We start from the raw sequence: 26,388 nt of genomic DNA, 5'->3' as shown, positions 1-26,388 counted from the left end.
TGCGTTGTGACGACCTCTTTTATATTTTTTCGTAGAAGAATGTATCGAAGCGCTGAAGATTATAACGTTCAGGTGTTAAAATTTGTTCAGTACTACCAACAAATAATACGCCGCCTTTTCGTAAAGCACGACTAAACTTTTCATAAAGTTTTACCCTTGCTTCTTCAGTAAAGTATATCATTACGTTGCGACAAATGATTAAATCGTAATTTGTATCGAATGACTGCATTAACAGGTCATGCTGCTTGAACGTCACGTTTTGCTTAATGTTTTGGTGTAATGAATATATATCATTCTCTTTTGTGAAATGACGCTCTTTTAAATCGGCAGGTAATTCTTTTAAAGAACGTTCTGTATATTGACCGCGTTTTGCAGTTTCTAAAATGTGAAAATCAAGATCTGTTGCTTGTATTTCAAAACGATATGGAGCTAGGTGCTTCGATAAAATTAAAGAGAGTGTATATGGTTCTTCACCGGCAGCGCAAGCGGCACTCCATACTTTTAATTTTCCGTTATTTTGTTCGAGTAATTTTGGTAGTGCTTTCGTCTCTAACGTTTGCCAACGTTCTTTATTTCTAAAAAACTCTGAAACGTTAATTGTAATATAGTCAATAAAACTTAAAAATAACTTTTGATCGGTACGTAAATTGCTTAGAAAACTAGTGTAGTTCTCAAAGCCTTTTCTCGAAATAAAAGCATCGATTCTACGACGCATTCTATCTTGTTTATATGAAGCGATATCCATATTGAATTGTTGTTTAAAACTCGCGATAAAATGATCATAATCTTGTTCAATTATCATATTTATAATAGGCACAATAACGATATTGTGCCTCCCCCTTTACATCATACGGATTTTTTGTTCAAAGTTTTTTTTCATCTGTTTTTCATGTAAACCTGGTAAATCATAAATAACAGCATCAATTCCTGCTTCTTTTGCAACGTCAACGGGAATGACAGATGTATGCTTGTCCCCATTATAAAAACAGAGAACTAAATCGGTATCTTCGATTATTTGTTTTACAAAAAACATATAATCTGATCGGTAAATGGAGTCGGAAGGATGATCAAAAGCGACATACTCGGCTCCGTGTTTTTTTAAGTAATCCACGACCTCTTGAAATTCATCTGTTAATGCTTGTAACGGCTGTAGCGTGTAAAGGCATAAATTTTGAGCGAGTCTTTCGTTTTCGATGAAAAAACGAAGAATCTCATTTTCAATAGATTTATAACATAATATGTAAATTTTATGTTTGTGAGCATAGTCAGTTAAAAATTTTTTTATTTCTTCCTGATCTAATGCTGTTAATTGATTTGAACCACAAAGAAAAATATTCATAGATTTGTGCCACCTCATGCTAAATTGTAACATATCTTTTATAAAAAATAACTGCAAAATATTAGTGTTCAGAGTATAATTATAAATAACTGGATTTTACGATTAAGTTTAGGAAGAAATAAAAAAATAAATAGGTGATATATATGCTGCGTTCAATCTCGCATAATCCAATTTTATCGCATATACCGCCTGCTACTCAAATGCCGAAAGAAGCAAATGTCAGGACAGGACTTGCATTTTCGGATAATTTGCATGCAGATCCAAAAAAAGATAAATTGTTAGAACAAATGGAAGCATTTGTCGATAACATTGGAGAAATTAAAGAGAAAATTGAAATGGAATTAACGCTTGATAATGTAATGGAATACAAAAATACAGTAAAATCATTTTTGAATTTTTACGTAGATAATGTATTGCAATATAAAGATGTCATGTCGCGTCATCCACGTTATGGCTATTCACAGAAAATGACGATTGTGAAACAGGCGGAAATGGGATTAAATGAGTTAGAAGATGTTATGAATTTAATTAATACGAAAACGGGACATTTAGAAATGTTAAATCAGATTGGAGAAATCCACGGTTTAATTGTAAATTTAGTCTTGTAAAAGGGAAGGAAACGATATGTACATACAATTATATGAAAAGCTCGTTATTATTCAAAAAGCATATGAAAACATTCAAACGCTTGGAGAACAAATATATGAGAATTTGAAACATAAAAATGTAAATGCAGTTCAAAAATTGCAAGTAGAGCAATTGCAGTACATAGATGGTTTAAAAGGATTATCAAGCTCGTTTGAAGAAATGGTTATTCAGTTTTGTAAAGAAAAGGGAATTGAGCCGTTTCGCGTAAGTGCATTATTTTCGCATTTTTCTAACGAAGAAATTGAAAAAATGGAAGAATTACAAAAAAATGTAGCTGAATTAGAAGAGAATGTAAAAATGATTCTTTTGAAAAATCAATATTACTTAAACGTACTATTAAAAACTACAGAAAGTATTGTGGATTCCGTTTCTGAATATAATTTAGAACGAAACAATAATTCACAAATCTTTATGAACGAACTATTGTAAAGGGGAAGTGAAACATTATGAGGCTGTCTGATTATAATACACCGCTATCGGGTTTGTTAGCGGCACAAATGGGATTACAAACGACGAAACAAAATTTATCAAACATTCATACGCCTGGTTATGTGCGTCAAATGGTGAATTACGGATCGGCTGGAGCAAGTCAGGGCTATTCACCAGAACAAAAAATAGGTTACGGTGTACAAACGTTAGGCGTTGACCGTATTACAGATGAAGTGAAGACGAAACAGTTTAATGATCAATTATCTCAACTCTCTTACTATAACTACATGAATTCGACTTTATCACGTGTAGAATCTATGGTTGGAACGACAGGAAAGAATTCATTATCTAGTTTAATGGATGGCTTCTTTAATGCCTTTCGTGAAGTTGCAAAAAATCCAGAACAACCAAATTACTACGATACATTAATTTCTGAAACTGGGAAGTTTACAAGTCAAGTAAATCGTTTGGCAAAAAGCTTAGATACAGCAGAAGCACAAACGACAGAAGATATTGAAGCGCATGTCAATGAATTTAACCGTCTTGCTGGTAGTTTAGCGGAAGCGAATAAAAAAATTGGACAAGCAGGTACACAAGTACCAAATCAACTTTTGGATGAACGTGATCGAATCATTACAGAAATGTCTAAGTATGCAAATATAGAAGTGTCTTATGAATCTATGAATCCTAATATCGCGAGTGTTAGAATGAATGGTGTTTTAACAGTAAATGGACAAGATACATATCCACTTCAATTAAATAAAGAAAAAGAACCAATGACTGCTGAAATTTACGGTTCGGAAATTCCTTTAACGAGTGGAGCAATCCAATCAGCGATCGATACGAAAGCGAAGATTGCTAGTTATAAGAAAAACCTTGAAGAACTAATGAGTTCTGTAAAGAATGAAGTGAACACAGTAATGGGGAAAGAGTTCTTCGTTGGAGATCAAGCGAAAGATATGAAATTAAACCCTGAATTTGCAAAAGATGTTTCGAAAATGAAAATATCAGCTGAAACAGCAAATAAATTAGCAGCAATTACAGATGGAAATTATAAAGAAGGTCTTTCTTATAAACAAGCATTAGATCAATTCGTAGTTGGTGTTGCATCTGATAAAAGTGCAGTGAATGCCTATCAAAAAATTCATGTGGATTTATTAGAGGGGATTCAGCAAGAAAAGATGGGTGTTGAAGGCGTTAATATGGAAGAGGAAATGGTTAATTTAATGGCCTTCCAAAAATATTTCGTTGCAAACTCTAAAGCTATTACCACGATGAATGAAGTGTTTGATAGTCTGTTTTCGATTATTAGATAATGAGAGGTAAAAACAAAACCCTTTTCTTTTATGTTTAAAGAGAGAGCCAGCAGAGTGTAGAAGCGGTCAGTACCTAATAGTGAACCTATCGGTGTGAGACCAGAGATACGGGGCGGTAGAGGAATAAGTTAGTTAAGGGGAGAGCCGGAAATAATTCTGGTTTCTTCTTCAAATTAATTTGAAATAGATAAAGGAGGAGATAGAAATGAGAGTATCTACATTTCAAAATGCAAGCTGGGCAAAGAATCAGTTAATGGATTTGAATGTGCAACAACAATACCACCGAAATCAAGTAACTTCAGGGAAGAAAAACCTTTTTATGAGTGAAGATCCACTTGCGGCAAGTAAATCATTTGCGATTCAACATTCATTGGCGAATATTGAACAAATGCAAAAAGATTTAGCGGATTCGAAAAATGTATTAACACAAACTGAAAATACTTTACAAGGTGTTTTTAAATCTTTAACGAGAGCAGATCAATTAATGTTGCAGGCGTTAAGTGAGCAAAATGGTGAAAAAGAATTGAAAGCCATCGGTGCAGAGATTGATCAAATTTTAAAACAAGTTGTATATTTAGCAAATACGAAAGAGCAAGGTCGTTATATTTTTGGTGGTGATAGTGCGGAAAAACCACCATTTACAGAAGATGGTACGTATCAAGGTGGACAAAATGATGTGAACTGGCAACTAAATGACGGTTATGACTTAAAAGCATTTCGTAACGGCGAAGCGTTATTATCCCCTGTTATAAAAACGTTAAAACAGATGAGTGAAGCGATGCAAAAAGGTGACCAAAAAGCATTACAGCCGTTATTAGGAGAAAATAAGAAAAACTTAGATGGCATCATTAATCGCACAACTGAAGTTGGTTCGACAATGAACACAATGGAGACGTTTAAAACAATTTTAAGTGAACAAAATTTAGCGCTTCAAGAAAACCGTAAAGAAATTGAGGATGTTGACTTAGCGGTAGCAATTTCTGATTTAGCTTATATAAACGCAACGTATGAAGCGACGCTTAAAGCGGTTAGTACGATGAGTAAAACGAGTATTTTAGACTACATGTAATCTATAAGGAGTGAGAAATTATGGCAGGAACATTAACGGGTATCGGTGGTAGACAACAAATATGGAACCTCGGAAATAATATGATCGATACATCTAACTTTGTAGAATTAGAAATGCAAGCGTTAGAAATGAGAAAGACGCCTTATGCTAATGAAAAGAACCAACTTTCACAAGATAAACTATTATATACAAGTTTAAAATCAGAATTTAGCTCTTTTACGCAAACTTTTAAAAACTTAGCGGCTTTTAAAGGAAATGAGAAAAAGGTAACAACATCACAAGACGGTTATATTAATGTAAAAGCTGATGGTGGCGCGATCGCTGGAACTTTTAATATGACGATTACACAGCTTGCGCAGCGTCATCAAATAGCTTCTAAAGAAATTGATGTAGATGCAAAGCTTAATAGAGATGAAACATTAAAACTAGGTGGTAAAGAATTAAAAGTAACATCTGATATGACATATAAAGATTTAATTAATAAAATTAATGATGGAGATTACGGCGTATCAGCTTATACACTTGGGAATAAAATTTTCATGACCTCAAAAAAAGAGGGAGAAGATGGAGTAATTAATTTTAAGGACAATACATCTACATTGTTTCAAGATATAGGGTTAGCTAGTAAGGATGGCGTAGCGGTTAATGTAATTAATGAAGCGCAAAATGCTGAATATACGATTAATGGTATTAAAGGTAAAAGTTCTACCAATACAGTTGAAGCTCTTCCAGGTGTGAAAATTGAATTATTGAAAGTAACTGAGCCGAAAGTAGAAGGAACACCAGATGCAGGTACAACAACAGAACCAAAAGCAAAAGGGATAGATCTAAAATTCACAGTAAGTGACTCAAACGTAACAGACGCAGCAAATGTTATTAAAAAAATGGTTGCTGATTATAATAAAGCTGTTTCTACAGTAGATATCTTTGCTGGAAAAGGCGGGGCGTTCCAAGGCCAAGCTATTATGCAAAGTGTGCGTCAAGCTATGAACAATGTTGTAACTTTTTCACAAGATGGTAATTACTTATTCTCATTTGGTATTCAATTAAAGCAAGATGGAACGATGGAAGTTAATGATGAAGCATTAACGAAAGCGTTAAAAGAGAAGCCGGATGCAGCGAAGCAATTTTTCTTTAGTTCTAATGGATTAGGGAAAATGATGGAAGAACCACTTGAAAAATTATTTGGTGATAAAGGTGTAGTAGGAGAACGAGTAAAAAGTATTGATTCACGTGTAAGTGATTTAGATAAAAAGATTAAAGATATTGAAGCACAAAACTTGCAAAAACAAGATGAAATCGTGAAGAAGTATCAAAAACTAGAGAGTACATTAGCGGCGCTAGATAGCCAATTAAAAACAATTAAAGCAATGACAAAACAAAAAAGTGATGATTAATGAAAGGTAAGGAAGTGATTGTATGCAAGCATGGCAACGTTATATGCAAAATGATATTATGACGAGTAATCCGATTAAAAATACAATTTTTATTTATGAAAGATGCATTGTAGAGTTTCGTAATTTAGAAGAACTGCTACATGCTTTTAAACTACAAGAAGGAGATGCACTTCTTGAAAAGTTAGAACGTATTTTTGAAGAATTGAAGCTTCAATTAAATCCTGAAATTACGAAGGATTTATATGATAGTTTATATGGCTTATATGATTGGATTAGCATTCAAATTCAAACAATGAAAGTAACGCGTGAAGCAAAAGACATTGATGCGATTGTGAAAGTGTTACAAGATTTAATAGACGGTTACCGCGGAGCACTTGAAAATGAACAATGATATTTATCGGACGTTTGTCGGCTGTTTTAATGAAATCGGTGAATTGCAAGTGTCAGATGAAGAGTTTGCTGAGAAGAGTGAAATGTTAAATCGCTGGATGATGACATTGGATGAGGAAACGCGTGCGCAAGTTGCAGCAGAAGTAAGTCCATTCATTATTAAGGCGGCACAGCATATTCGAGATAAGCAAAAGATTTTGGAAGAAATGATTATGACAAATGATGGGCGCATGAAAGCTAATTCATTTTACGGTAAATTTTAGTGATGGAGTTTAGAAACGGATTCCCCTTTTAAGAGGGGGTCCATTCCTTTATTTAAATAAAGATTTCCGTTGATTGAGGTTTCATTTTATGACTGTAATGAAAAATAGTAGTAATCTAAATAATGTGAAAATGAACTTTAGTTTGTAAATCATAGATTGAAATGTTTCATAGATTATTGCGTGTATACAGTTTTTTTGTATTCTTTTTTATATTTTTGTATTTTTCTAAAGACAACAATGGAAAAATGGAATAAAATATGTAAGGGTACATGATTGTTAATATTTTAATAAACACATATAAGAAAATAAATAATGAAATGAAACTTCCATCAGTGGATCATTAAGTGAAAAAAGAAAGGGTGTGGAATATGCCAGATTTAGTGAGTGATGTAGGCCATTATATGAATTATTTAGTGACGAAACGAAATACTGTTTCTAGTAATATTGCAAATGCGAATACACCCGGCTATAAAGCACAAGATGTAACATTTGCTGAGCGAATGAATAAAAGTAGTGCATTATATAAGAACAATGCTGCAGACTTAAAGAGTAATCCAGATTTATATCAAACGAATGAAATGCACTTACCGACAGTAAATACGAAAAATACATATGCAAAGATTCAAACAAAATCAATGCAAACGAATAAAGATGGAAATAGTGTGGATGTAACGACAGAAATGCTAGATTTAATGAAAGCAAATCAGTTATATGGTATTTCAATTAACGCGATTAATACACAATATGCAATTAACCAAGCGGCACGCGGACGTTAAAAGTAGAAGGAGAGACAACGATGTTTCAGGCAATTAATGCAAGTGGCTCAGGACTAACGACAGCGAGAAAGTGGATGGAAGTTACTTCAAATAATATTGTAAATGCAAATACAACGGCGGCTCCGGGGGCAGATTTATATGAGCGTCGTAGTGTAGTGCTAGAATCAAACAATAGTTTTGCAAATATGTTAGATGGGTCTCCAACTAATGGAGTAAAAATAAAAAGTATTGAAGCAGATAAAACTGAAAACTTAGTGTATGACCCAACACATCCGCATGCAAATGAAGAAGGATATGTACGTTATCCAAATATTGATGTGACTGCTGAAATGACGAATGTAATGGTTGCCCAAAAAATGTACGAAGCAAATACAAGTGTATTAAATGCGAATAAAAAAATGCTTGATAAAGATTTAGAAATTGGCCGAGGATAAGGGGGAATATAGTATATGAAAATCCAACCAATGTTAAATACGCAACCATTTGGTGTGATTCAGCAAATTGGTGCACCAAAAACTTCTCAAACATCAGTAGTTGAGGGGAAAAAGTTTATCGATTTATTGGAAGATATGAATCAAACACAAAACAATGCGCAAACAGCAGTATATGACTTACTAACTAAAGGGGTAGGAGAAACGCATGACGTTTTAATTCAGCAGAAGAAGGCTGAGTCTCAAATGAAGACGGCTGCTCTCGTACGTGATAATCTTATTGAAAATTATAAGTCACTAATTAATATGCAAATTTAGGAAAGTGGACGGGTGTGTTTAAATGGAAAAGATGAAAAATGTTATCCAATCGTTAAAAACGTGGCATAAGTTAGTAATCGGTGCTGCGCTTTTAGCGATTGTAACAGGAGCACTTTTATACTTCACCTTGCCAGATAAATATGTTGTTGTATATCAAAATTTAAATGATGAAGATAAGCAAGAGATTACAGCAGAATTATCAAAGTTAGGTGTCGATTATCAGTTAGCGGCCGATGGATCGATTCGTGTGCAAAAAAATGATGCTCCATGGGTGCGAAAAGAAATGAATGGGATGGGCTTACCGTTTAATTCTAAAAGCGGTGAGGAAATTTTATTAGAAAGCTCGCTCGGTTCAAGTGAGCAAGATAAAAAAATGAAGCAAATTGTCGGTACGAAAAAGCAATTGGAGCAAGATATTGTAAGAAACTTTGCGACAGTTGAAACGGCGAATGTTCAAATTACATTACCTGAAAAAGAGACAATTTTTGATGAAGAAAAAGCAAAAGGAACAGCTGCGATTACTGTTGGGGTAAAACGTGGACAATTATTAACTGCTGATCAAGTTGCGGGTATACAGCAAATGATTAGTGCAGCAGTTCCTGGGGTGAAAGCAGAAGAAGTAAGTGTGATTGATAGTAAAAAAGGTGTCATCTCAAAAGGGGCAGATGAAGCGCATTCTACTAGTTCCTCTTCTTATGAAAAAGAAGTAGAGATGCAGCATCAAATTGAAGGTAAATTAAAGCAAGATATTGATGCAACGTTAATGACGATGTTTAAACCGAATGAATATAAAGTGAATACGAAAGTATCTGTAAACTATGATGAAGTTACACGTCAGTCAGAAAAGTATGGTGATAAAGGTGTACTTCGTAGTAAACAAGAGCAAGAAGAAAGCTCTACTGCACAAGAAGGTGCAGAGACGAAGCAAGGCGCTGGTATTACAGCGAACGGCGAAGTACCAAACTATGGTACGAACAATAATCAAAATGGTAAAATCGTCTACGATAATAAAAATGGTAACAAAATTGAAAACTATGAAATAGATAAAACAGTTGAAACAATTAAGAAACACCCAGAATTAACGAAAACAAATGTTGTAGTATGGGTAGACAACGATACGTTAGTAAAACGAAAAATAGATATGACTACTTTCAAAGAAGCAATTGGCACAGCTGCTGGCCTTCAAGCTGATCCGAATGGAAACTTTACAAACGGTCAAGTTAACGTTGTAACTGTTCAGTTTGATCAGCCGAAAGAAGAGAAGAAGAAAGAACCAGAAGAAAGCGGCATAAACTGGTGGTTATTCGGTGGAATTCCAGCTGGTTTATTAGCGATTGGTGGTCTAGTATGGTTCTTCTTAGCAAGACGTAAGAGAAAGAAAGAAGAAGAGGAATATGAAGAATATTTAGCAGAAGAGGAAATTGCTGCAAGTAATGAAAGTATTATGGAAATTCCTGAAGAGAAAATAGTACCAGAGCCAAAACCAGAACCAGAAGAACCGAAAGAACCGACGTTAGATGAACAAGTGCAGGATGCTACGAAAGAACATGTAGAAGGAACTGCAAAAGTAATTAAAAAATGGTTAAATGGACAGTAAGGGAGGAACAACGATGTTAGATGAAATCTCCTCCAAAGAAAAAGCTGCCATCCTTATTCGTACATTAGAAGAAGGGGTGGCAGCAAAAGTCATTGAATATATGACGGCTGAGGAAAAAGAAGTATTACTTCGTGAAATCGCGAAGTTTCGTGTATATAAACCGGAAACGTTAGAAAATGTACTAGGGGAGTTCTTGTATGAATTAAATGTAAAAGAATTAAACCTAGTGACTCCAGATAAAGAATATATTCGTCGCATATTTAAAAATATGCCAGAAGACGAACTAGAAAAATTATTAGAAGATCTTTGGTATAACAAAGATAATCCGTTTGAATTCTTAAATTCACTTACAGATTTAGAACCACTTCTTACTGTACTTAATGATGAATCGCCACAAACGATTGCGATTATCGCTTCTTATATTAAACCGCAGCTTGCTTCTCAATTAATTGAGAGATTACCAGATCATAAGCGAGTAGAAACGGTAATGGGGATTGCGAAGCTAGAGCAAGTAGATGGTGAATTAATAAATCAAATTGGGGATTTATTAAAATCAAAATTAAATAATATGGCGTTTAATGCAATTAATAAAACAGATGGTTTGAAAACAATAGTAAACATTTTAAATAACGTTTCACGAGGTGTTGAAAAAACAGTCTTTCAAAAGCTGGATGAAATGGATTATGAGTTATCTGAGAGAATTAAAGAAAACATGTTTGTATTTGAAGACTTACTTGGACTTGAAGATCTCGCACTTCGTCGTGTATTAGAGGAAATTACAGATAATGGTGTTATTGCGAAAGCACTTAAAATTGCAAAAGAAGAAATTAAAGAGAAATTATTTACATGTATGTCTTCAAACCGTAAAGAGATGATTCTAGAAGAATTAGATGGCTTAGGACCGCTTAAGATGACGGATGCTGAAAAGGCACAGCAAACGATTACAGGTACAGTGAAAAAGCTAGAGAAGGAAGGAAGAATTATCGTTCAAAGAGGTGAAGATGATGTCCTTATTTAAAAACAGAATTCCGAAGAATTCTGTTTCTTTTTCTGAAGAAACGTATGAATTACAATTTCCAAAACCGATACCAGTTCACGTAGAAGAAGAAATACAAGTAGATCATGAAGAACTTCTTGCGCAGCAACAATCGTTATATACTGAACTGAATCAACTAAGGCAAGAGCAGCAAATATTAGAACGAGAGCGTCAGCAGTTATTACATGATCAAGAACAATTTCAAATGCATGTTCAGCAGCAGATGAAAGAGATAGAATCCGCACGTATACAGTTTCAAAAGGAACAACAAGAAACAGCGTACCAATGGACAGAATTATTATGGGATCAATCTTTTCAACTAGCAGAAAAAATTGTGAATCAAGCAGTGGATTCGCGCTTACTTGATGTGTTACCAATTTTAACTGGCATCGTTCAAACGTTGCCGACTTCGTTTGAAAAATTGGTCATTACCGTACATCCAGAAACATTTGAACGCATTCAAGAAGAGAAGGAAAATACGAAAGAATATTGGTTACTACAATTAGTAGAATGGAAATATGATTTCTCCTTACAGTTCGGTGAATTTGTTCTAGAAGAAGAGAAAGAGTTCTTTGAATTTAAATTTGCACCTATATTTGCGAAACTTCGCCAGAAATGGGAAGAAGAGAAGTTATTTGAGGAGCAAAATGTATGAATCGACTATTAATGAATGAAAACCAAAAATGGAATACATTTATTGAAACGCCGTTTTATACGAAAGTCGGTAAAGTTCATAGTGTACAAGAACAGTTTTTCGTAGCGAAAGGGCCAAAGGCGAAAATCGGTGATGTTTGTCTCGTTGGAGAACATAGCGTCTTATGTGAAGTGATTGCAATTGAAAAAGAAAACAATATGTTACTTCCGTTTGAACAGACAGAAAAAGTATGTTACGGAGATTCAGTTACACTAATTGCAGAAGATGTTGTTATACCTCGTGGTAATCATTTGCTCGGGAAAGTGTTAAGTGCAAATGGCGAAGTGTTAAACGAGAACGCTGAAAACATTCCATTGCGAAAAATAAAACTAGATGCTCCGCCTATTCATGCGTTTGAACGTGAAGAGATTACTGATGTATTTGAAACAGGAATTAAATCCATTGATTCCATGCTAACAATTGGTATCGGTCAAAAGATTGGTATTTTCGCTGGGTCAGGTGTAGGTAAATCTACTTTACTTGGCATGATTGCTAAAAATGCAAAAGCGGATATAAATGTTATTAGTTTAGTAGGAGAACGTGGCCGGGAAGTAAAAGATTTTATTCGAAAAGAATTAGGCGAGGAAGGTATGAGGAAAAGCGTCGTTGTCGTAGCGACGTCAGATGAAAGTCACCTTATGCAGCTTCGTGCAGCTAAGCTTGCAACATCTATTGCTGAATACTTCCGAGACCAAGGCAATAACGTATTACTTATGATGGACTCTGTCACACGTTTTGCTGACGCGCGTAGAAGTGTTGATATTGCCGTTAAAGAGTTACCGATTGGTGGTAAAACACTTTTAATGGAAAGTTATATGAAGAAGCTGTTAGAGCGATCTGGGAAAACGCAAAAGGGGGCTATAACGGGTATTTATACTGTACTCGTTGATGGAGACGATTTAAACGGTCCTGTACCAGATTTAGCACGTGGTATTTTAGATGGACATATTGTATTAAAACGTGAACTTGCAACGCTCAGTCATTATCCTGCTATTTCAGTGCTAGACTCAGTAAGTCGGATTATGGAAGAAATCGTGTCGCCAACTCATTGGCAACTGGCAAATGAAATGCGAAAAATTTTATCTATTTATAAAGAAAATGAATTGTATTTCAAATTAGGAACGATTCAAGAAAATGAAGAAAATGCTTATATTTTTGAATGTAAAAATAAAGTAGAAGGTATAAATACGTTTTTAAAACAAGGTCGATCTGATAGTTTCCAATTTAACGATATCGTTGAAGCAATGCACCATATAGTATAAGACCTTGCGCTCCGCAGGTCTTATTTTTTTGTTTTTTAATATTTCACAGATTTTTTTGGAAAAAAACTATATAATAGAAAAAGAGAGCGTTATAATAGGAAGGGGCTATAAAAACAGGTGGATAAGCAGCAGTACGACACGATAAAGTTGCAAATAAATCAAGAAAAAGAACAGATTTTGAAAGAAGTGTATGAATTAACAGCTGAAAAAAGAAAGATAGAACAAAAAAAAGAATATGATTTATATGTAGTAAAATCGCGTAGTAAAGTCGTACAAACTGGGCAACGTATAATGGCTGGTATGCTTTCCTCACATACGTTTTCACCTGAAAGAATAGAAGAATGGAATCGGAAAATTAAAAAAACAGAGGATTTTATTCAAAAAAATGAAAGCCTTTTAGAACAAGTAAAAGAAAAAGAACGTGTCATTGATGAGATGTATCAAGAAAATTGTAAAAAGCTTGCAAAAGTACGAGAAAAGCAGGAAGAAAAAATGCTTCTTGATTTGAAAATGTGTATGAATGGATGAGGTGAATATAGTGATACAGTCTGTATTACCGGTGCAACAAAGTTTACCTCCGCAAAAAGAAAAAGGGCTAGAAGTACAATCAAAAAGTGAAGATTCTTCATTCGATCGTACGATGAGAATGGAAAATAAAAAGCAGCCGAAAACGGAGAAAATGAAACAAGAAGAAGCACCAAAAGAAGAAAAAAAAGAATATATTCTTTCTAAACAATCAGTAACGAAAGAAGAGCCAATTGTAAAGAAAGAAGAAAAAAAAGAGACAGAACAGTTGTTATTAGCTGTATCTGAGCAAATGGTTGCAATTGAGCAATTACGTGTGCAGCCAGAATTGTTATATCAATACATACAAAAAATACAAGAGCTGTATAAAGAATATGGAAATATAAAACTTAACGAATTGCCCGCAGCAGAATTACAACAATTACAAGAGCTTCTTTCAAATATGAATATCAAAAATGCTATATGTTTAGAAGATACAATGCAAACGGTATTAGATAAATTGACGATGCCGGAGCAAACGATGCAAGTATTGAAAGTGGTAGAAACAGAAACTTGTAATATTGCAAAGAAACAAGAAGAGTCCAAAGAATTAGATGGAGATCTTCCGAAAGCTGAGAGCGATGATGTAAAGATAGAGTTGCCGGAAGGTGATGTGTTAAATGATTCGAGTTCAACGGGTGCGGAGTTACTAAATAAAGCAACGGGTACCGATCAAATAGGAAAATCAAATAGTGGCGCTGAGAAGGTTACGTTACCTGACTTAGGAAAGAAAATGGAAGCGCAAGTAGAAGCGTTACAAAAATTTGTAGTGAGACAAGAGCGTGTTTTATTTCAGTTAAATCCAGAGAAACTCGGTACATTAACAGTGTTTATGAAAAAACATGGAGATCAAATTGATGTTCACGTAGAAATGGAAAAACATGATGCAAAAAAACGTGTTGAAATCATTTTTGATGAATTGAGATTGAAGTTAAAAGAAAAAGAAATCAATATTCAAATTAGCTATTCAGATAAAGATGAAAATCGAAAAGAACAGCGAGAACAAGAGCAAAGACAAAAACAGAAATTAGCAAGTACGAAACATGAGAAACAAGAATCAAAAGAATTTGCGGGATTATTGGAGGAATAAAGTGTGCCAACAGTTGGATTAAATACAACGAGTACAAATCATATTCCGTTACAAGCAGGAGCACAAACAAAAAACGCATCTGTTACTGGTGCACAGTCGACAGCTCAACAAGCAAACGGAGTATTAGCAAATACTCAAAAAACACCCGGTATTATGGATAAAGATGATTTCCTGAAACTTTTCTTAGCAAGCTTTCAACATCAAGATCCGTTTAATGCGATGGATATGAACCAAATGATGAACCAAACAGCACAGCTATCGCTTATGGAGCAAGTACAGAATATGACGAAAGCAGTAGATAAATTGCAATCAACGATGTATTCGACAGCTCTTGATGGAGGGATGAAGTTTTTAGGAAAGTACGTTAGAGGTGTAAGCAATAATGGAAAGCAAGTGACTGGTCAAGTAGAAACAGTTCGACTTGCTGAAAATAACGATGTGCAACTTATTGTTGATAATCAAGTTGTCTCACTTCGTTTCATAGAAAGGGTTTCTGATAAACCGATAACAGAAACTAATCCGGAAGATGAGAAGAAAGATGATATAGAAAAAAATGAAGAGGTTAAGCCAGATTAATAAAAGGAGTGTACAAAGGTTATGATTAAAGCGTTATATACAAGTATTACAGGGATGAATGCAGCACAAAATGCATTAAGTGTTACTTCAAATAATATTGCAAATGCACAAACAGTTGGATATAAAAAGCAAAAGGCTATTTTTGATGATTTGCTATATAATAATACGGTTGGTTCACGTGGTGATGGTGCTTATGCTGGTACGAATCCAAAGAGTATTGGTAACGGTGTAAAGTTCAGTGGGACATCTACAGATTTTAGTGATGGTTCTATTACTTTAACTAGTGATAAGATGGAGACAGCGATAGAAGGAAACGGTTTGTTTTTAGTTGGTGATCGTAATGCTGGAAATGTAGAGTATACGAGAAAAGGGTCTTTTAGTGTATCGAAAGATAGCTATGTTACAAATACAGGTGGACAGTATGTACTAGGTTATGGTGTAAAAACAGGAACACAAGAAGTAGATTTTTCTTCACGACCAAGCCCAATTCATATTCCAATGGGATCAGCTGTTGGTGGGATTCAAACAGATAAAGCGACAATAGGCGGAAACCTTCCGAGAAACCAAAATGCATTATCTCACGAATTCACAGTTTTTGATGCGGAAGGGAACTCATTAACGTTACGTGTAAATATTAAGCAAAAGACTACAAAAGAGACTGTAGATGGTAAAGAAGTTGAAAAGCCAGTGCCAGGCGAATATACATATACAGTTTCTGTAAGGAATGATTCTAAAAACGAAAAGGAATTTAAGCCTGTCGAAGGCATGACGGGCGAAAAAAATCTTAAATTTGATACATTAGGAAATTTAAAGGAGACAGATGAGGCTGTACAAAAAGATCCAGTAACTGGTGAAATTACTAAGGGTGGATCTGTTCAAATTCCTTTTGGTAGTGGTCTAACACTTGATTTAAGCGGATTAACAAATTATCCAACGGGGAAAACTCTTTCTACAACAGAAGTAACAGGGCGCCCAGCTGCAATTGCAAATGATTATTCTATTTCTGACGGTGGTTTCGTTATGATGAAATATTCGGATGGTAGTATGAAAGTTGTAGGACAACTAGCTGTAGCTACATTCCCGAATTCAGGCGGATTAATGAAAACAGGAAATGGAAATTACGTTGCGACACCATCAGCGGGTATTCCAGGAATAGGGGTTGCTGGTGAGAATGGTGCAGGTAATGTACGAGGGTCAGCAAAAGAAAGTTCAAACGTAGATTTATCTGTAGAATTTGTTGATTTAATGCTTTATCAACGTGGATTCCAAGGAAATGCGAAAGTAATTAAAGTGTCAGATGAAGTATTAAATGAAGTTGTAAACTTAATTCGATAATATATCATAAAGTAAAATTGTAATGTAGTAGAAAGGGTTTTTTATTCGTATGACGACAAGACAAGAGCGAATTTTACAATTGCCTTTTTTCGAAAATAAACGTGAACTTGCTGAGCAAGTGTTAAAAATGGAACGAGAAGAGCATATATATTTACCGGATCAATTTGAAATTAAGCAAGTACCTCCATATTCATTTGGCGAAAAGCAATCAATCATTGGCCGTATTCATGAGTTTTATTTCGTAAGTGTTGGTAGCGAAGGAGAATGGAAGTATCAACTGTTTAAGGACGAGATGAAGTGCCGTGAGTTTTTTATTACACTATCAGGGATAACGGATCAGCAGATTGCATTTTGGTTCAATAACATCGAGTTGTTGAAAAGCTCTTAAAAAGATCTAAAAAGACCTTAAAAGCTCTTTTTAGGGTTGAAGAGAGGACCCAGCATTGTTTTGGAGCGGTTAGTGCCTAATAGGACCTCGACTGGTGTGTAAGGACAGAGGTATGGAGAGTTACTAGGGTAGTATAAGAAGAGGTAAGCGAAGTTTGGTGTGGATAAACAGTCATGATCCAGACGAGCTGCTAGTTGTAAGAATAGAGCTATGGAGGCGTTGGTTGGGGTGAGATAATCATTTCATAGTTGACCAGTGCCTTTTGGATAGTTTGTGACGATAGATTTTTATAAAAGGAGAGGTGAGGAGGATGGCGCAGAATAAGTATCGCGTTACATTCATTTCGCCAAGTGAGGTTGAGCAGCGGACTGTTATGGCGGCGAGTAGTTTGCCGGATTTAATTCGTAAAGTAGAGAGTATTATTGCAGATCCGAACGGTTATTTTGTAAATGATAAAAAAAATAATTGCTATTTTAAAGTGATTAAAGAAAATGTTACGTTTATTCAATATGAGTTACTATTTTCGGATAAGGAAATTCATATTGAAAAATTAAAACATATAGCACCAGCTATATTGAAACAATTATTTAAAAAAATAAATGATCCAGAATTATATGCGCTTGCGCTACTTGATGTTGATATAGCGACGAAAGAATATGTGCTAGAAGAAATGGATTCGGAGCTAAGAATAAGAGTAGAAACGGAGCTTTCGAAAAAGTGGGAAGCATTGCCGACAGAAATTGTAGGAGCACAAGAAGTGTTATTAGAAGCACTTGCTTCGTTTATACAAGATTAAGCGTCTTTTAAAATAAATCGTTCGACTATCTATATTTTTTATATAGGTAGTTGACTTTTTCTCTTTTATAAAGCTTAATAATTAGATATACGGAATTAATGGAAGGGGAGCGACACCTTTATGTCACAAGCACAAAGTATTTTATTAGAAAGCGGAACAAATGAATTAGAGATTGTTACATATACTGTTGGTGAAAACCTATTTAGTATTAACGTAATGAAAGTACGTGAAATCATTAATCCATTCCCTGTTACAACTGTGCCAGAATCTCATCATGCAGTTGAAGGTGTAGTTCAAGTACGTGGTGAAATTTTACCGGTTATTAACTTAGCGACAGCTCTTAATTTAAAATCGACAAAGCCACTTGATCAAACGAAATTTATTATCTCTGAATTAAACCAAATGAAAGTTATTTTCCGCGTTGATGAAGTGCATCGTATTCAACGTATTTCGTGGGAACAAATTGATGAACCAGCTTCATTGTCTATGGGACTAGAAGAAACGACATCTGGTATTGTAAAACTAGACGGACAAATCATTTTACTATTAGATTATGAAAAAATTGTATGTGAAATTAGCGGTACTGGTTATGACAATAAATCACTTGCAGGGTTAGAACAGAAAACAGATCGAGCTGAAAAAGTGATTTATATTGCAGAAGATTCAGCAATGCTTCGCCAAATATTAGAAGAAACATTATCATCAGCTGGATATACGAAAATGAACTTCTTCAGCAATGGTGCAGAAGCGTTAGCACAAATTGAAAAATTAGCGAAAGAGCAAGGCGAAAAAATGTTTGAACATATTCACTTGCTAATTACGGATATTGAAATGCCGAAAATGGATGGACATCATTTAACGAAAGTGGTTAAAGATAGTGAAGTAATGAATCGTTTACCGGTCATTATTTTCTCTTCATTAATTACAAATGAATTATTCCATAAAGGTGAAGCTGTAGGAGCAAATGCGCAAGTGAGTAAGCCGGATATTCAAGAGTTAATTGGTTTAGTTGATAAGTTAGTACTGTAAAAGAGATTTAAAAGCTTTTTTTAGCTGGAATAGAAGCTCTAGCCATGCGTGGTGGCGGTTAGTGCTTAATAGAGCCACACGCGATGTGAGGTTTCAATTGAAGATTTATAGATTTCTACTTATAACTCTATTCTTTTAGTGGAGAGAAGGGAACTAACCGTGTGTAATATTGGTTAGTTCCTTTTTAGTGTTCTATACTCTGTATAGGTGGAAAGATGGAGCGTTTTTGGAGTGTTTGTGATTGTATGTATGAAAAATCTTTATTTGAAGATTTTTTGTTTAAAAATATAAAAATGTATCTTTGGATTATTTTAGTAATTTTTCGTGATAACGCAAATTTTTTCGGTGAAATTACATTCTAAATACCATATAATATAATTAAAAGTGATTAATATGCAATTATGCATATTAATAAAAAATCTTTTTCTATTTCTATACTTTCTATACATTTTTGTATGTTTATTATTTGACAGACAATTTCGAAATGTTATAATATGGATATGTAAAAATTGCTATTTTCTGAAAAGACATGGGAGTCAGATGAGAATTGTGAAAGGATGAGGGGAGAGTGACACAGATTATGTATCACCACACAGCAATCAATGTATTAAGTCTTTTACAAAACATGTCAAATAATAAAATGAACGATATGCAACTAGAAGCGGAATTTAAAAAAATAGAAAAACAATTCCAAGTAAAATATGAAGAACTAGTTGATTTATATAATAGAATGGTATTATTTCAAATAGATATAGAAAAACATGGCGGGATGCGAGCATATGAAAAATCAGCGATCACATGGCTGAAGTCTGAGCTAGAGTTACTGTATGAAGTGTATCAATTTTCCCAACGTCACGGTTTAAACATTATTAACATTTCAAAATACGTTAGTAAAAAAGAACTAAATCTTTTTCCAAAAACAGAAAGTCAATTGCAAAATACGTATTACAAATTAAAAAAATGTGAAATACCGTTTGAAAATATTGAAAAACAAAAACCAGGACGAAAGCGAAAATATACACCAGTAAAAGAACCAATTGTGGAGATGAAAAAAGAGAATAAACAAGAGTTAAGAGAAGAAGTTCAAAATACAGAGAATGAAAAAAGCCTTGTAACAGTTATATCTGGTATTGTTGATAATTTTGAAACGATTAGCCAGTGTAGTGAAAGAAAAGAGCATGAACTACATCAGTTTATGGAAGGAATCTATAAGCTTTCTAGCATGGCTGCAGAGCGTTCAAAAGATGAAAAGAATGCTCGTGGCCTCGAAGGCGAATTACATGTATTACGAGCTGAAAATGAAAGAATCAAGCGAGAAAAGGAAGAGCTTGTTCATGATATAAAAGAAATGACGCATCATTTAATTCATTTCATTACGAGCTCTGATATTGATCAAATTCGCACATTGCCTTTCTTCGTAAAAGAATGTAAACAAGATTTGCATAAATTAGGGCTATATAACGCACAAGACGGTAAAATGAAAATTATGGTTGATCGTAGTGGGCAGGTTATGACTGTAACGCAGTAATAAAATTTGGGTACAAAACAAAAGGGAAATACATAGTTTATATGTATTTCCCTTTTGTTTTGTATGGAATCGTTCCAAAGAAGGAAGATGACTTTTTAAGATTGTAGTAACTCGGAAACCATTTGTGGTATTTGATTAGCTTGTGAAACCATACTAAGCGCAACTTCGCTTAACAATTTAAACTTTAAAAAATCACTCATCTCCTGCGCCATATCCGCATCTTCAATTCGAGATGCAGCATCTGTTAGGGCCATACTTTGGCTATTTAAATTTTCAATATTAAACTGTAAACGGTTGATCATAGCCCCAAGATCAGCACGATGAAGTAATACATTTTGTAAAGCCTCTTCAATTTTACGAATCGCCGCTCTTGCTTCTTGTTCTGTTGAAATCTTGATGTCATGTTGTGTAGGGGAAGGGGAGATATGTTTCGTTACATTTACTGTATGACCAATATCATCTAACGTAACAGGACGGTTTTGGCCGTCGAACACGGATAAATCATTAAACTCAGTCGTCTCGCCAATATAGCTAATTTGCTCTGTTAAAGATTGAAACTCTTTATTTAACGAATCACGGTTTTTATTTGAATTTGTATCGTTCGAAGACTGAACAGCTAAATCACGCATACGCTGTAAAATATTCGCCACAGTTTGAAGAGTAGCTTCCGCTGTCCGAAGCATTGATAGCGCATCCTCATTATTACGAATCGCCACACGCATACCACTCGCTCGTGCATGCATACGAGTCACAATTGCAACATTAGCTGGATTATCAGAAGCATGATTCAACTTCTTACCAGTCGCCAAATGCTCCATCGCAACATTCATACGTTTTTCATTCTCATATAGCGATTGCCTAGCATTCATACTCAAAACATTCGTACCAATACGCATAATAGACACTCCTTATAGATTGATATAGTCGGTATCTCTTAATCTAATAAACAGCTATGAACAGAAAAAGAGACTTATGCTTATCTTCTAGTTGTGTTTTAGCATAAGAGGGGATCAAGATAAGCACTAACCGCTTCTATGCGCCGCAGATGCTCTCTTCCATCAAAAAAAGGAAGTTTTTATAAAAAATAAACCTCTCCGCAAGCAGAGAGGTTTATTCAGGAAACTAACTCAAATGAATTATTGTAATAATTTAGAAACCATTTGTGGAGTTTGGTTTGCTTGAGAAAGCATGCTGATACCAGCTTCGTTCAAGATTTTGAACTTAGTCATCTCAGACATTTCTTTCGCCATGTCAGCGTCTTCGATTTGAGAAGCAGCTGCAGCCATAGAAGAAGACTGGCTCTTAAGGTTATTTACGTTAAAGTCAAGACGGTTTAATGTAGCACCAAGAGTTGCACGGTTAGATGCGATTGTCTCAAGAGCTGCGTCGATTGATTTAATTGCATCTGATGCGTTTTGTCTAGTAGCAGCTTTAGTAATAGTACCTGCCTTAGGATCCATAGCAGAAGTGAAAGCAATTCCCATTCCTTTTGCTTTATCTAAAGCTGGTGCGGCTGCATCAAACTTTTCGATTTCTGTTTGAACTGTTTTAATATCACTATCATTCATAAACTTTTGGATTTTTTCAAAGCTCTTTTTGAAATTTGATACAGCTTCTTTGATTTCATCGTCGCTAGAGCCATCACCTTTTGAAGGGGCACTTTCCGCTTTTAAATCAGCCAAAGCCTTTTTAGCATCATTAAATTCATCAATATCAGTTTTAGCAGCTTTAATTTCATCATCAGTTACTGTAATTGTCTGTGTTTTAGTAGTGTCAGTAGTTTTACCACTGATCGTTAATTTATCAATTTGTAGTGCTGAAGTAGAAGAATCAGCTAAATTAATGTTGATTTGTTTAGTTGTGTCTGCATTATCTAGAGTTTGAATAGCAATAGTTTTGTTTTCGCCATTTAATAATTTTTTGTCATTAAACTCTGTATTTTTAGAAATGTAATCGATTTGTTCTTTTAATGCAGAAAATTCTTTATCTAATGCTTTTTGGTTGTCATCAGTATTTGTACCATTTGCAGATTGGTTTGCAAGGTCACGCATACGAAGTAAGATGTTAGATACTGAGTTCATTGCTGAGTCAGCTGTACGGATTAATGACATACCGTCTTGAGTGTTGTTAGCAGCTACTCCTAATCCGTTTTCACGTGCACGCATACGAGTTGCGATTGCAAGACCTGCTGCATCGTCAGAAGCGTTGTTGATACGTTTACCGCTTGATAAACGGTCCATAGCGTTGCTCATTTTTGTTTGGTTTTGGCGCATGTACTCTTGAGTACGCATGCTATTAATGTTTGTATTAATTCTCATGATTAAGAACCCCCATTTTTTTATATTGACTTTTCTGCAAATTGAAAAACGGTAATATGCGAAAAAATCAATTTCGAGATTTATTGTAATCCCTGTCATAGCGGGTGTCAACTAAAAATTCGAATTAATAAATATAAAAAAATAACAGTTTAACAATATATTCATTTTTTTATTACAATATTATTAAAAGGATTATTGCAAACTTTAAAAAAAAACTCTAATATTAGATTATCTTTGTTTACCGAAAAGGTGATATTATGATAGTTGGAAATATAGTAAAAGAAGTGCTTGCATATAAAAAAGGACAAATTCAGCAAAAGCTAAGTAGTCCACAAGCATTCGTTAGTAGTCGTTTTCAAGAGAAGTTGCAGAGTGAACCTGCGAAGGAAACGAAGGGTACTACGCAACCGGCAAAGGTAGAGGATATGAGTCAGCCGGTACAATCTACGAAAATAGAAACGGTCGTTAATAAACCGGAACAATCTATTAATAAAGTAGAGGAAGCGAGTAAGCCTGAAGAAAAGGCTGAAACGAAGAACGTAGATGAAGTGCAAGTCGCACAAAAAGAGTTTGAACGACGTTTCCCAGAAACGAAAAATGAGGCTGCTGATACGTGGGGATTAACGAAGAAGTATAATATTCAAAAAATACGTTCTTCCAATGAAGGGAAGTATGAGGATATTATAGATCGTGTAAGTCATACATACGGAATTCCAAAAACGTTAATTCAAAAAATGATTGAAGTAGAATCTGATTTTAATCCGAAAACGGTGTCACATGCAGGGGCGATGGGGCTTATGCAGCTTATGCCAGCGAATGTGAAAGAGATGGGTATAAAAAATCCATTTTCACCAGCTGAAAGTATTGAAGGCGGTGTGAAAGAGTTAAGCGGTTATTTAAAGAAAAATAATGGCGACTTAGTATTAGCGCTTGCATCTTATAATGCAGGTCCTGGTAATGTGAGAAAGTACGGAGGCGTACCACCATTTAAAGAAACGCAAGGATATATTAAAAAAATATTAAATATCGACGTTTCAAAATAAGAAGTTTCATATATAGAGAGAACATGAAATTTTCGTGAACATGATATGGGAGTTGGCTAGATTTGAAATTACAAGATGATATTCCGTTAACAATTTATTTTGAAATCGGAAATACGAAAAAGAAAATTGAAGATTTGCTTCATATTACGAAAGGTACATTGTATCGTCTTGAAAATTCAACGAAAAATACGGTGCGTCTTATGCTTGAGAACGAAGAGATTGGAACCGGAAAGATTTTGACGAAAAACGGGAAGATGTACGTTGAAATCGTTGAATTGAAAAGGTAGGGAAGGGGATTGTCATGAGTGGCGAAAAATTAAGCCAAGAGCAAATTGATGCCCTGCTGAAGGCGGTAAATGAAGGCGAGGAAATGCCAGCTTTCGCACAAGAAGCAGGAAAGCAAGAGAAATTTCAAGAGTATGATTTTAATAGACCGGAGAAGTTCGGTGTTGAGCATTTACGTAGCTTGCAAGCAATTGCTTCTACATTTGGTAAACAGACGTCACAGACGTTGTCAGCGCGTATGCGTATTCCGATTGAGTTAGAGCCTTCAACGGTTGAGCAAGTTCCGTTTACGAGTGAGTATGTGGAGAAAATGCCGAAAGATTATTATTTATATTGTGTTATTGATCTTGGCCTTCCAGAGCTTGGGGAAATTGTTATTGAGATTGATTTAGCGTTCGTTATTTATATTCATGAATGTTGGCTTGGCGGAGATAGTAAGCGTAACTTTACGATGCGCAGACCACTTACCGCATTTGAGTTTTTAACATTGGATAATATTTTTATGCTCCTTTGCAAAAATTTAGAGCAATCATTTGAAAGCGTTGTTGCGATTGAACCGAAATTTGTAACAACGGAGACAGACCCGAATGCATTAAAGATTACGACAGCAAGCGATATCATTTCATTACTAAACGTAAATATGAAAACGGATTTTTGGAATACGACAGTGCGCATCGGAATTCCATTCTTATCTGTTGAAGAAATTATGGATAAGTTAACATCTGAAAATATTGTTGAACATTCTTCAGATAAACGTAAGAAGTATACGTCTGAAGTGGAAGTGAAAGTAAATCAAGTGTACAAACCTGTTCATGTTGCAATTGGTGAGCAGAAGATGACAATGGGCGAGATTGAACAAATTGAAGAAGGCGATATTATTCCGCTCCATACGAAAGTTTCGGATGAATTACTTGGTTATGTAGATGGAAAGCATAAATTTAATTGTTTTATTGGAAAAGATGGAACGCGTAAGGCGCTCTTATTTAAAAGTTTTGTAGAGTAGGAGGATCCATATGAAGCATGAAGTATCTCCTGTGTCATTAATGGGATTAGAAGATTTTGCAGGAAAGCGAAATGAAGCAAGTAAAGCACATATTGATACTGTTTCAGATATTTCGATTGAACTTGGTGTAAAGCTTGGAAAGGCATCTATTACGCTTGGTGATGTGAAACAGTTAAAAGTGGGCGATGTTCTAGAAGTAGAGAAAAACTTAGGACATAAAGTAGATGTATATTTAAGTAATATGAAAGTCGGCATCGGGGAAGCGATCGTAATGGACGAGAAGTTCGGTATTATTATTTCTGAAATTGAAGCTGACAAGAAGCAAGCTGCGCTTATGAAAGCGCAAAGTCAAATGCAAGATAAAGAGTAGAGGAGGAGTCATATGTCGTATATGACGACCTTATTTCAAGTCGTTTTACTGTTTGGTGCGCTCGGCTACGGTGCCTATTATATGACGAAAAAGACGCGCAAGCAGCAGTTTTTTAAACAAGGTGAAAATGGCCACATTCAAGTGAAGGACGGCGTGTATTTAAATCATCAAACGAGCGCCTTTTTATTTGAAGTGGATGGTAAGCAAGTGTTCACTGTTATTAGTAATAACGGTGTTCAATCTGTGCAATTAACAGGAACAGGAAATCAGTTTCAACAAGCGCTAGAAGACGCGGTGAAGAGTGAAACGAAAAAAGTAGAGGATCCATCATGAGAATAAAGAAACAGTTATCGTTATTAGCCGTTATTTTCGTATTTTCTATCGTTTTTTCAATTATTTTTGTAAATCCAGCGTATGCAGCCCAAAACGGTTTTATTAATTTCGAAAATGGAAAAGAGTTTACGAGTAACTCAAGTGTACAGTTATTTGCGCTCGTTACCCTTTTATCATTATCTTCATCTATCGTTCTATTATTTACACATTTTACTTATTTTATGATCGTTCTTGGGATTACACGTCAAGGACTTGGGGTAATGAATTTACCGCCGAACCAAGTACTTGTTGGACTTGCCTTATTTTTATCACTCTTTACGATGCAGCCTGTTCTTGGGCAGCTAAAGAGCGATGTGTGGGATCCGATGACAAAAGAGAAAATAACAGTAAGTCAAGCTGCGGAAACGACAGCGCCGATTATGAAAGAGTATATGTCAAAGCATACGTATAAGCATGATTTAAAAATGATGCTGAAAGTGCGCGGAGAAGAGTTGCCGAAAGATTTAAAGGATCTATCCTTATTTACGCTCGTACCATCCTTTACGTTAACGCAAATTCAAAAGGGATTGTTAACAGGGATGTTCATTTATTTAGCGTTTGTATTTATAGATTTGATTATTAGTACACTGTTAATGTACCTCGGGATGATGATGGTACCGCCGATGATTTTAAGTTTACCATTTAAAATACTCGTTTTCGTATATTTAGGTGGATATACAAAAATCGTCGACATTATGTTTAAAACGGTCGCCTGAAGCGTTTGAT

The 26,388-nt window shown here is 34.9% G+C and carries 33 protein-coding genes; 29 read left to right on the top strand and 4 right to left on the bottom strand.

Annotated features, from left to right (window positions below; translation table 11 throughout):
- Nucleotides 1-19 precede the first annotated feature (19 nt).
- Nucleotides 20-802: a protein-glutamate O-methyltransferase CheR gene (gene cheR, locus AC0L0O_RS16705; protein ID WP_000582886.1), complete on the bottom strand. Its 783-nt coding sequence runs from the start codon at nt 800-802 to the stop codon at nt 20-22.
- A gap of 39 nt (nt 803-841) precedes the next feature.
- Entirely contained in the window at nt 842-1,339 is a 498-nt protein-coding gene (locus tag AC0L0O_RS16700; protein WP_001020094.1) for a hypothetical protein, read from the bottom strand.
- Nucleotides 1,340-1,482: 143 nt separating this feature from the next.
- Between AC0L0O_RS16700 and AC0L0O_RS16695 the strand changes: the two genes are divergently transcribed.
- From AC0L0O_RS16695 to AC0L0O_RS16585, 23 genes are all read left to right on the top strand, one after another.
- Nucleotides 1,483-1,947: a YaaR family protein gene (locus AC0L0O_RS16695; protein ID WP_000946323.1), complete on the top strand. Its 465-nt coding sequence runs from the start codon at nt 1,483-1,485 to the stop codon at nt 1,945-1,947.
- Between the two features lie 16 nt (nt 1,948-1,963).
- Nucleotides 1,964-2,416 (top strand): hypothetical protein, encoded by a 453-nt coding sequence (locus AC0L0O_RS16690; RefSeq protein ID WP_000275896.1) that lies wholly within the window; start codon nt 1,964-1,966, stop codon nt 2,414-2,416.
- A gap of 17 nt (nt 2,417-2,433) precedes the next feature.
- Nucleotides 2,434-3,732: a flagellar hook-associated protein FlgK gene (flgK, locus tag AC0L0O_RS16685; RefSeq protein ID WP_001239681.1), complete on the top strand. Its 1,299-nt coding sequence runs from the start codon at nt 2,434-2,436 to the stop codon at nt 3,730-3,732.
- Nucleotides 3,733-3,937: 205 nt separating this feature from the next.
- Nucleotides 3,938-4,801 (top strand): flagellar hook-associated protein 3, encoded by an 864-nt coding sequence (locus tag AC0L0O_RS16680; RefSeq protein ID WP_134188735.1) that lies wholly within the window; start codon nt 3,938-3,940, stop codon nt 4,799-4,801.
- 20 nt (nt 4,802-4,821) lie between these two features.
- Entirely contained in the window at nt 4,822-6,198 is a 1,377-nt protein-coding gene (locus AC0L0O_RS16675) for a flagellar hook-associated protein 2 (protein WP_202294255.1), read from the top strand.
- Nucleotides 6,199-6,220: 22 nt separating this feature from the next.
- Nucleotides 6,221-6,589, top strand: coding sequence for a flagellar export chaperone FliS (locus AC0L0O_RS16670; RefSeq protein ID WP_001149509.1), 369 nt, complete (start codon nt 6,221-6,223; stop codon nt 6,587-6,589).
- A complete protein-coding gene (locus tag AC0L0O_RS16665; RefSeq protein ID WP_001058076.1) occupies nt 6,579-6,851 on the top strand; it encodes a hypothetical protein in 273 nt (90 codons plus the stop codon). The genes AC0L0O_RS16670 and AC0L0O_RS16665 overlap by 11 nt, the downstream gene beginning before the upstream one ends.
- Nucleotides 6,852-7,219: 368 nt before the next feature.
- On the top strand, nt 7,220-7,627 hold the full coding sequence (flgB, locus tag AC0L0O_RS16660; protein WP_428889033.1) for a flagellar basal body rod protein FlgB: 408 nt from the start codon (nt 7,220-7,222) through the stop codon (nt 7,625-7,627).
- Between the two features lie 20 nt (nt 7,628-7,647).
- A complete protein-coding gene (gene flgC, locus AC0L0O_RS16655) occupies nt 7,648-8,061 on the top strand; it encodes a flagellar basal body rod protein FlgC (RefSeq protein WP_000484673.1) in 414 nt (137 codons plus the stop codon).
- Nucleotides 8,062-8,076: 15 nt separating this feature from the next.
- Entirely contained in the window at nt 8,077-8,376 is a 300-nt protein-coding gene (gene fliE / locus AC0L0O_RS16650) for a flagellar hook-basal body complex protein FliE (RefSeq protein ID WP_428889034.1), read from the top strand.
- Between the two features lie 22 nt (nt 8,377-8,398).
- Entirely contained in the window at nt 8,399-9,973 is a 1,575-nt protein-coding gene (locus AC0L0O_RS16645; RefSeq protein WP_473785886.1) for a flagellar M-ring protein FliF C-terminal domain-containing protein, read from the top strand.
- Nucleotides 9,974-9,986: 13 nt separating this feature from the next.
- Nucleotides 9,987-10,991, top strand: coding sequence for a flagellar motor switch protein FliG (locus AC0L0O_RS16640; protein ID WP_000883362.1), 1,005 nt, complete (start codon nt 9,987-9,989; stop codon nt 10,989-10,991).
- Nucleotides 10,978-11,664, top strand: a complete 687-nt coding sequence (locus tag AC0L0O_RS16635; RefSeq protein ID WP_086421116.1) for a FliH/SctL family protein — start codon at nt 10,978-10,980, stop codon at nt 11,662-11,664. Before AC0L0O_RS16640 ends, AC0L0O_RS16635 begins: the two co-directional genes overlap by 14 nt.
- Nucleotides 11,661-12,965: a flagellar protein export ATPase FliI gene (locus tag AC0L0O_RS16630; RefSeq protein ID WP_086421117.1), complete on the top strand. Its 1,305-nt coding sequence runs from the start codon at nt 11,661-11,663 to the stop codon at nt 12,963-12,965. The genes AC0L0O_RS16635 and AC0L0O_RS16630 overlap by 4 nt, the downstream gene beginning before the upstream one ends.
- A 117-nt stretch (nt 12,966-13,082) precedes the next feature.
- Nucleotides 13,083-13,493, top strand: coding sequence for a hypothetical protein (locus AC0L0O_RS16625; RefSeq protein WP_000360873.1), 411 nt, complete (start codon nt 13,083-13,085; stop codon nt 13,491-13,493).
- Nucleotides 13,494-13,503: 10 nt separating this feature from the next.
- Nucleotides 13,504-14,619 carry a flagellar hook-length control protein FliK gene (locus AC0L0O_RS16620; protein WP_001989754.1) on the top strand — a complete coding sequence of 372 codons (1,116 nt, stop codon included), beginning with the start codon at nt 13,504-13,506 and terminating at the stop codon, nt 14,617-14,619.
- Nucleotides 14,620-14,622: 3 nt separating this feature from the next.
- Nucleotides 14,623-15,195, top strand: coding sequence for a flagellar hook assembly protein FlgD (locus tag AC0L0O_RS16615; RefSeq protein ID WP_086421119.1), 573 nt, complete (start codon nt 14,623-14,625; stop codon nt 15,193-15,195).
- Nucleotides 15,196-15,216: 21 nt separating this feature from the next.
- Nucleotides 15,217-16,530 (top strand): flagellar hook protein FlgE, encoded by a 1,314-nt coding sequence (flgE, locus tag AC0L0O_RS16610; protein ID WP_001989752.1) that lies wholly within the window; start codon nt 15,217-15,219, stop codon nt 16,528-16,530.
- A gap of 49 nt (nt 16,531-16,579) precedes the next feature.
- Nucleotides 16,580-16,918, top strand: a complete 339-nt coding sequence (locus tag AC0L0O_RS16605; protein ID WP_000213336.1) for a DUF3964 family protein — start codon at nt 16,580-16,582, stop codon at nt 16,916-16,918.
- Between the two features lie 310 nt (nt 16,919-17,228).
- Complete coding sequence (locus AC0L0O_RS16600) at nt 17,229-17,714, top strand: hypothetical protein (protein ID WP_000068317.1); 486 nt, start codon at nt 17,229-17,231, stop codon at nt 17,712-17,714.
- A gap of 120 nt (nt 17,715-17,834) precedes the next feature.
- Nucleotides 17,835-18,743, top strand: a complete 909-nt coding sequence (locus tag AC0L0O_RS16595; protein ID WP_000075958.1) for a chemotaxis protein — start codon at nt 17,835-17,837, stop codon at nt 18,741-18,743.
- 215 nt (nt 18,744-18,958) lie between these two features.
- Entirely contained in the window at nt 18,959-19,105 is a 147-nt protein-coding gene (locus AC0L0O_RS16590) for a hypothetical protein (RefSeq protein WP_192867949.1), read from the top strand.
- A gap of 218 nt (nt 19,106-19,323) precedes the next feature.
- Entirely contained in the window at nt 19,324-20,271 is a 948-nt protein-coding gene (locus tag AC0L0O_RS16585; RefSeq protein WP_473785926.1) for a DNA-binding domain-containing protein, read from the top strand.
- 95 nt (nt 20,272-20,366) lie between these two features.
- Here the strand turns inward: AC0L0O_RS16585 and AC0L0O_RS16580 are convergent, their stop codons facing one another.
- Complete coding sequence (locus tag AC0L0O_RS16580; protein ID WP_001219704.1) at nt 20,367-21,167, bottom strand: flagellin N-terminal helical domain-containing protein; 801 nt, start codon at nt 21,165-21,167, stop codon at nt 20,367-20,369.
- Nucleotides 21,168-21,407: 240 nt separating this feature from the next.
- Entirely contained in the window at nt 21,408-22,589 is a 1,182-nt protein-coding gene (locus AC0L0O_RS16575) for a flagellin N-terminal helical domain-containing protein (RefSeq protein ID WP_001222392.1), read from the bottom strand.
- Nucleotides 22,590-22,846: 257 nt separating this feature from the next.
- Between AC0L0O_RS16575 and AC0L0O_RS16570 the strand changes: the two genes are divergently transcribed.
- The 6 genes from AC0L0O_RS16570 (at nt 22,847) to AC0L0O_RS16545 (ending at nt 26,378) form a co-directional block, all read left to right on the top strand.
- On the top strand, nt 22,847-23,632 hold the full coding sequence (locus AC0L0O_RS16570; RefSeq protein ID WP_000635239.1) for a lytic transglycosylase domain-containing protein: 786 nt from the start codon (nt 22,847-22,849) through the stop codon (nt 23,630-23,632).
- 62 nt (nt 23,633-23,694) lie between these two features.
- Entirely contained in the window at nt 23,695-23,919 is a 225-nt protein-coding gene (locus AC0L0O_RS16565) for a flagellar motor switch protein FliN (protein ID WP_000775712.1), read from the top strand.
- Nucleotides 23,920-23,933: 14 nt separating this feature from the next.
- On the top strand, nt 23,934-24,920 hold the full coding sequence (fliM, locus tag AC0L0O_RS16560; RefSeq protein ID WP_000012366.1) for a flagellar motor switch protein FliM: 987 nt from the start codon (nt 23,934-23,936) through the stop codon (nt 24,918-24,920).
- Between the two features lie 10 nt (nt 24,921-24,930).
- Nucleotides 24,931-25,290, top strand: coding sequence for a flagellar motor switch protein FliN (fliN, locus tag AC0L0O_RS16555; protein ID WP_000680012.1), 360 nt, complete (start codon nt 24,931-24,933; stop codon nt 25,288-25,290).
- A 12-nt stretch (nt 25,291-25,302) separates the two neighbouring features.
- The gene (locus AC0L0O_RS16550; RefSeq protein ID WP_000121176.1) at nt 25,303-25,623 is read left to right on the top strand and encodes a hypothetical protein; all 321 of its coding nucleotides are present in this window, start codon (nt 25,303-25,305) and stop codon (nt 25,621-25,623) included.
- On the top strand, nt 25,620-26,378 hold the full coding sequence (locus tag AC0L0O_RS16545) for a flagellar type III secretion system pore protein FliP (RefSeq protein ID WP_001220586.1): 759 nt from the start codon (nt 25,620-25,622) through the stop codon (nt 26,376-26,378). Before AC0L0O_RS16550 ends, AC0L0O_RS16545 begins: the two co-directional genes overlap by 4 nt.
- The last annotated feature ends 10 nt before the right edge of the window (nt 26,379-26,388 follow it).

This window comes from Bacillus sp. GS3m_15504, from assembly GCF_055825275.1.
The sequence above is the reverse complement of the archived record's forward strand: the minus strand, read 5'-3'. Positions and strand labels throughout refer to the sequence as shown.